At 74.7% G+C, this 6,688-nt stretch carries 6 protein-coding genes; 4 read left to right on the top strand and 2 right to left on the bottom strand.

Translation table 11 applies throughout. The features are described from left to right. The 3 genes from HMPREF3159_RS07690 to HMPREF3159_RS17470 form a co-directional block, all read left to right on the top strand. The coding region (locus HMPREF3159_RS07690; protein WP_246821555.1) for an AAA family ATPase at positions 1-1,031 on the top strand (1,031 nt) is incomplete at its 5' end. Positions 1,032-1,038: 7 nt separating this feature from the next. Next, complete coding sequence (locus tag HMPREF3159_RS07685) at positions 1,039-2,337, top strand: DUF58 domain-containing protein (protein WP_070500503.1); 1,299 nt, start codon at positions 1,039-1,041, stop codon at positions 2,335-2,337. A gap of 122 nt (positions 2,338-2,459) precedes the next feature. Next, entirely contained in the window at positions 2,460-2,630 is a 171-nt protein-coding gene (locus HMPREF3159_RS17470; RefSeq protein WP_168165396.1) for a hypothetical protein, read from the top strand. Between the two features lie 284 nt (positions 2,631-2,914). Here the strand turns inward: HMPREF3159_RS17470 and HMPREF3159_RS07680 are convergent, their stop codons facing one another. Next, on the bottom strand, positions 2,915-3,910 hold the full coding sequence (locus tag HMPREF3159_RS07680; RefSeq protein ID WP_070500502.1) for a stage II sporulation protein M: 996 nt from the start codon (positions 3,908-3,910) through the stop codon (positions 2,915-2,917). A gap of 117 nt (positions 3,911-4,027) precedes the next feature. Here HMPREF3159_RS07680 and HMPREF3159_RS07675 point away from each other — a divergent pair, with 117 nt between their 5' ends. Continuing rightward, positions 4,028-4,879: an RDD family protein gene (locus HMPREF3159_RS07675; protein ID WP_070500501.1), complete on the top strand. Its 852-nt coding sequence runs from the start codon at positions 4,028-4,030 to the stop codon at positions 4,877-4,879. On the opposite strand, the gene HMPREF3159_RS07670 is transcribed toward HMPREF3159_RS07675, so the two are convergent. After that, positions 4,880-6,586: a phosphomannomutase/phosphoglucomutase gene (locus HMPREF3159_RS07670; RefSeq protein ID WP_070500500.1), complete on the bottom strand. Its 1,707-nt coding sequence runs from the start codon at positions 6,584-6,586 to the stop codon at positions 4,880-4,882. It abuts the gene before it with no gap. Positions 6,587-6,688 lie beyond the last annotated feature (102 nt).

Genomic DNA, 6,688 nt, shown 5'->3' with positions numbered 1-6,688 from the left:
CCGGCGCGCCCCAGCCCTCCCCCGCCCCGCAGGGCGGCCGGCCCGATGCGTCGGCCGTCGCCGCGTCGACCCCCGGGTTCGACGTCGACACCCGTGCGCAGCTGCAGGGGCTCGCCGCCGAGATCCACAAGGGCGTCGTCGGCCAGGACGCGGCGATCACCAGCCTCGTCGTCGCCCTGCTGTGCCGCGGGCACGTGCTGCTCGAGGGCGTGCCGGGCGTCGCGAAGACCCTGCTGGTGCGCTCGCTCGCGGAGGCGCTCGACGTGCGGATGCGCCGCGTGCAGTTCACCCCGGACATGATGCCCGGCGACATCACCGGCTCCCTCGTCTACGACAACTCCACCAGCGACCTCGTCTTCCGCGAGGGTCCGGTGTTCACGAACCTGCTGCTGGCCGACGAGATCAACCGCACGCCGCCGAAGACGCAGTCCGCGCTGCTGGAGGCGATGGAGGAGCGGCAGGTGACGATCGACGGGGCGAGCCGCCCCCTGCCCGATCCCTTCCTCGTCGTCGCCACGCAGAACCCGATCGAGTTCGACGGCACCTACACCCTGCCCGAGGCGCAGCTGGACCGCTTCCTGCTCAAGACCGTGATGCCGCTGCCCGAGCGGGAGGTCGAGGTGGACGTGCTGCGCCGCCACGCCGACGGCTTCGACACCACAGATCTCGCCGCCATGGGCCTGCGCGCCGTCGTGGACGTTCCCTCCCTGCACCGCGCCCAGCGAGACGTCGCTCGCGTCGCCGCGGAGGATCCCGTCGTGCAGTACATCGTGGACGTGTGCCGGGCGACGCGCCGCTCCCCCAGCTTCACCCTCGGCGTCTCCCCGCGCGGCGCGATCGCGCTGCTGCGCACAGCCCGCGCCTGGGCGTACCTCTCGGGCCGGGACTTCATCACCCCCGACGACGTGAAGGCCATGGCCCCGGCGACGCTCTCGCACCGGGTGCGGCTGACCACCGAGGCCGAGCTGGAGGGCACCCAGGTCGAGGCCGTGCTCGCCGCGACCCTCGCCTCCGTGCCGGTCCCCCGCTGAGCGCCTCATGAGGATCTCGTTCACCCCGCGCGCTGCCCTGGCCGCGCTGCTCGCGCTGCCCGTGATCGTGCTGTGGCCGCTGTGGTGGGTGGTCCTGATCCTGCTCGCGCTGTGGGCGCTCGTGGTCCTCGCCGATGCGCTGGCCGCCCCGGCCCCGCAGCGGATCCGGGTGCGTCGCGAGGCGCCGGCGCAGGTGCGTCTAGGCGGCACCGTCCCCGGGCGCCTGCTGCTGACGAACACGACCGCGCGCCGCGCACGGCTCGAGGTGCGCGACGCCTGGAACCCGACCGCGGGCCTCACCTCCCAGCACAGCCGCCTCGACCTGCCCGGCCAGGAGCGGCGCGCGATCGCCCAGTCCTTCACCCCCACGAGGCGCGGCGAGCACAGCTCCCGGCAGCTGCTGATCGGCTCGCTCGGCCCGCTGGGCCTCGCCCGCCGCAGCGCCCGCGTCCCGGCGCCCGGACGGATGCTGGCCCTGCACCCCTTCGGCTCCCGCAAGCACCTCCCCTCCCGCGTGCAGCGGCTGCGGGAGATCGAGGGGCTCGCCGCGATCCACCAGCGCGGACAGGGCACCGAGTTCGACTCCCTGCGCGACTTCGTGGACGGCGACGACGTCCGCTCGATCGACTGGCGGGCGACCGCGCGCCGGCGCAGCGTCGTGGTGCGCACCTGGCGGCCCGAGCGGGACCGTCACGTGCTGATCGTGATGGACACCTCTCGCACCTCCGCCGGACGGCTCGGCGAGGCGACGCGGCTGGATTCCGCCTTCGACGCGGCGCTGCTGCTGACGGCGCTGGCCGGGCAGGCCGGGGACCGGGTGGACCTGCTGTGCGTGGACCGGATCCCGCACGTCTCGGTGCTCGGCTCCACCCGCACCAAGGTGCTCCACGACATGGTCGCCGCGACCGCGGCCGTGGAGCCGGCGCTGGTGGAGACGGACTGGGAGCGCGCCGCGGCCGCGATCGAGTCCCGCGCCCGCCGCGGCTCCCTCGTCGTGCTGATCACCCCGGTGGAGGCGCAGGTGCTCCACTCCGGGCTGCTGCCGGTCGCGGCGCGCCTGGCCAAGGACCATCCCCTGGTGCTCGCCTCGGTCGCCGATCCCGCGCTCGAGGAGCTCGCCGGAGGGCGCGGCGATCTGGAGACCGTGTACCGGGCCGCCGCCGCGGAGCACGCCCGCTCCGAGCGCGCCGGGGTCTCCCATGCCCTCGAGCGGGTCGGCGCGCACGTCGTCGACGCCCCGCCGGACCGGGCCCCGCAGGCCCTCGCCGACGCGTATCTCGCTCTCAAGGCCGCCGGCAGACTATGACCCGCGCTTCCCCGCACCAGGAGCCGCACCCGCCGCCGTGGTCGTGGTCAGGATGGTCAGCCACGGGCGCTGGGCGTACCAGTACGCCTATATCGTCGTACTGGTACGCCCAGCGCCACTACGTGACCATGCCGCTGCCTGGCTCGGGCAGGACCGCGCTGGCCGAGCCGCTCACGCCGCTCACGTCGTCCCGGCGATATGCCGCGGCCGCCGGCGAGATGGCGGGCCTCGATTCCGGCGCCGCTGCCGAGCTCGACCGCGACGAGCCGGTCATCGGGCGACGTCCGAGGTGAGCGCCCGGGCTCCTCGAGCACGAGCTGCGCGGCGCGCACTGCAAGAGGCCGCACCGGCCGGCCCTCCTGAGCCTCGTTGTAGGCCGCGAAGTCACGGTCGGCGCTGCGCTGCTGCATCTCACTAGGCTAGAGGACGTGCCGTCTCGCCCCGTCGCGCGCGGCCGCGAGGCCCGAGCGGCGGTGACCGGCGCACGACCACCAGGTTGCGCGGGCGGCGCACAGCCACGAGGCCGCACCATCGGTGCTCGGCCCCCAGCCCTGGCCACCGTCGCAGGGCTCGGCCCTCAGGCGGCGGTGGCGACGCGGGAGCCGACGAGCTCCTCGGAGAGGTCGCCGGTGATCCCGGCACGATGCGCCTGGCGGCCCCGCACGAGCATGTACGCGAGGAACGTCAGCCAGGCCGCGGCGCCGACCGCGATCCGCAGCGCCGGCGGCAGGGAGCTCGGCGTCACGAACGCCTCGATGAACCCGGCGACCAGCAGCACGGGCACCAGCCCGATCGCGACGGTGACCAGGGAGCGGGCGGCGTGGGAGAGCGCCCACAGTCGCGGCAGCGGGCCGGGGCGCACCCAGGCCCAGAAGGTGCGCAGACCCGCGCCGGCGCCGACCACGATCGCGGTGATCTCGAGCAGGCCGTGCGGGAGGATGAACACGAAGAAGGTGTCCAATCCCCCGTAGGCGCCCAGCACCCCCGCGGACAGGCCGACGTTCAGCCCGTTCTGCAGCAGCATGTAGACCGGCCAGAAACCGGTCACCCCCAGCACCACGGACTGCACCGCGATCCACGCGTTGTTCGTCCACACCCGGGCGGCGAAGCCCGAGGCCTCGCCCTCGAAGTAGTAGGCGACGAAGTCCCGCTGCGCGAGGGCGCGCTGCTGCGCCTCCGGCACCACGAGCTCGCGCGCGGTCGCGTCCAGGCCGAAGTACAGCCCGGAGACGAGGGAGGAGAGCAGGAAGATCGAGGCCGCGAGCGCGACCGTCCAGCGGGCCTGGAACAGCGCCGAGGGGAGGTCCTCCCAGAAGAAGGTGCGCGCGTGCTTCCACAGCGGGATCCGCGCCCCGGTGATCCGCAGCCGGGCGCGGTGGACCAGGAGGGAGAGCCGGGAGATCAGCGCGGGATCCGGCACGGTGGAGCGGACCGTGGAGAGGTGGGTGGAGACCTCCTGGTAGAGCGCGAGCAGCTCGTCGATGCCGCCCGCGTCGAGGGTGCGGGCGCGGGTGAGCTCCTCGAGACGGTCCCACTGCGGCCGGTGCACGGCGATGAAGGCGTCGGTGTCCACGCAGACAGGGTAGGCGGCGCCCTCCCCCGTCCACGGCCGACGAAAGTCGGGGGCGGCCCGGCCGGAAGCCGACGCTCGACGCTGACGGCACCTCCTCGCTCCTGCCAGGATGGGGCCATGGCACTTTCGGGCACTGCGGCGGCCGTCTCCCCCTCGAGCCGCCGCGACGCGCTGATCACCGGCGATGCGGTTCTGCTCGACCTGCGCGCCGCGTCCTTCGCGACCCGCATCGTCTCCGCCGTGATCGACGGGGTGCTGCAGCTGGCGCTGCTGATCGGGGGGATCCTGTCGATCGCATGGTTCGCGGACCGCGCCGCCCTGGACGACGGCTTCCTCGCCGCCGGGATCCTGCTCGCCTCGGTGCTGGCCTATGTCGGCTATCCGGTGCTCAGCGAGCTTCTGCTGCGGGGCCGCTCCGTGGGGCGGCTGGTGATGGGCACGCGGGTGGTGCGGGACGACGGCGGCCCGGTGCACGTGCGCCAGAGCGTGCTGCGCGCGGTGATGGCGATGTTCGAGATATGGTCGACCACCGGCGCCGTGGCGCTGGTCTGCTCCGTGATCGACCGCCGCTCGCGCCGGATCGGGGACCTGCTGGCCGGGACGATGGTGATCCAGGAGAGGATGCGCACTCATCCTCCGCAGCGCATCGAGGTCCCGCTCTCGCTGCGCGACTGGGCGCAGGCGGCCGACGTGGGCCGGCTCCCGCTGCCGCTGCTGCAGGACATCCGCGCCTTCCTGCCCCGGGCCGGGCAGATCAACGCCGAGTCGCGCCATCAGCTCTCGCGGGATCTGCTGCGCCGCACGCTGCCGCATGTCGCGCCCGCCCCGCCGCCGGGCACTCCGCCGGAGGAGTTCCTCGCCGCGGTGCTCGCCGAGCGCTCACGACGGGACGAGATGCGGCTGCGCAGGGCGCAGGAGCGCCAGCAGGAGCTGGCCGCCGAGGTGCGGGCGGTGCCCTTCTCGGCCTGATCAGTCGGCCGACGGCGCCTCGGCGCGGCCGGCGATCAGCACCGGGATCCCGCCCTCGACCGCGTGGACGCGCCCGCAGTCCGTGCACTGGAGGGCGGCGTCGACGTCGTGCAGCTCCCCGCCGCAGTCCGGGCAGCGCAGCGCCGCACGCACCCAGCCGGGCACGTCCGCGCCGCTCGCCCCGGCCGGCAGCTGCCCGGAAGCGACCTCGGGAGCGGTCGCGGGAACAGCAGCGGGGACGGTCTCCGGGGTCGGTTCGGCAGCGGCCGGCTCGGGAGCCGACTCGGCGGCGTCCGCCTCGGCGAGCACGAGCGTCCGGATCCGCTCCAGCACCTGCTCCATCGTCGCCCGCTCCTGCGCCTCGACGTTCAGACGCAACAGCGACTCGGTCTGCGAGGAGCGCAGCGAGAGCCACCAGCGCTCGGCGGGGGTGAGGTGCTCGTCCCAGTGGTGCACGGAGAGGCCGTCGAGCTCGTCGATCCGCGCGGCGGGCAGCGACTCGGCGTGGGCGCGCACCCGGGCGGTGGCCGCGACCGCGTCGTCGACGGGGAAGTTGTGCTCGCCGCTGCCGGCGTACGGGGAGTGCTCGGCCACCAGCGCGGAGGCGGTGCCGTCGGTCTCCGCGAGCGCGGCGAGGACGTGCAGAGCGGCGAGCATGCCGGAGTCGGCGAAGAAGAAGTCGCGGAAGTAGTAGTGCGCGGAGTGCTCCACCCCGGCCACCGCGTCCTTCTCGGCCATGATCCGCTTGATGCCGGCGTGGCCCACGGGGGTCAGCAGCATCTCGCCGCCCGCCTCCGCGATGACCTCGTGCACGTGGCGGGAGGCGACCGCGTTGACGGCCACGCGGGGGCGCTCCTCCCCCGCGGCGCGGGCGCGGGCGATCTCGCGCGAGGCGATCAGCGCCCCGATCGCCGAGGGCGGGACCGGGGTGCCGGTCTCGTCCAGCACGACGCAGCGGTCCGCGTCGCCGTCGAAGGCGAGGCCGAGGTCCGCGCCCTCGCGGCGCACCGCCTCCTGCAGGTCGCGGAGGTTCTCGGGCCGCAGCGGGTCGGCGGGATGGTGGGGGAAGGTGCCGTCGAGGCCGAAGTGCAGCTCGATCAGCTCCACCTGTTCGAGCGGGCCGAGCACGGCGGGGGCGGTGAGGCCGGCCATCGCGTCGGCCGCGTCGACCACCACGCGCAGTCGCCGGCCCGCGGGCAGGTCGACCAGGCCGTGGAGGGTGCGGGCGTAGTCCTCAAGGGTGTCGATCCGCTCGGAGCGGCCCTCGCCGCGCACGGGGATCTCCCCGGCGGCGAGATACGCCTCGGCGCCCCGGCGCACGTCCTCGAGCCCCGAGTCCCGGCCGACGGGCCGCGCGCCGGGCAGGCACAGCTTCATCCCGTTGTCGCGGGCGGGGTTGTGGGAGGCGGTGATCATGAGCCCCGCCGCGCGGTGGAGGCCGGAGGCGCAGTACAGCTGGTCGGTGGAGGACAGTCCGGCGTCGGCGACGATCGCGCCGCGGCGCACGGCGCCCTCGATCACGGCGCGGGACAGCTCCGGGGAGCTCAGGCGCATGTCGTGGGCGACGATCAGCTCGGGCTCGGCCAGGACGTCCGCGAAGGCGGCGCCGAGCGCGCGGGCGATCTCGGCCGTGAGCTGCCCGCCGGCGACGCCGCGGATGTCGTTCGCCTTGACGATGGCGGAGAGGTCGTGGGTCGTCTCAGTCATCGCTGTTCCTGATCACGTGGAGGTGGCGGTCGCGCTCGGCAGGACGGCCGGCGGGGCGGCCGCCGGCGTCGCGGGGGCCGTGGCCTCCTGCGCGCGACGTGC

Source organism: Brachybacterium sp. HMSC06H03 (genome assembly GCF_001807385.1).
In the GTDB taxonomy this organism is placed as follows: Bacteria; Actinomycetota; Actinomycetes; order Actinomycetales; family Dermabacteraceae; genus Brachybacterium; species Brachybacterium conglomeratum.
This window is presented reverse-complemented; position numbering and strand designations above follow the sequence as displayed.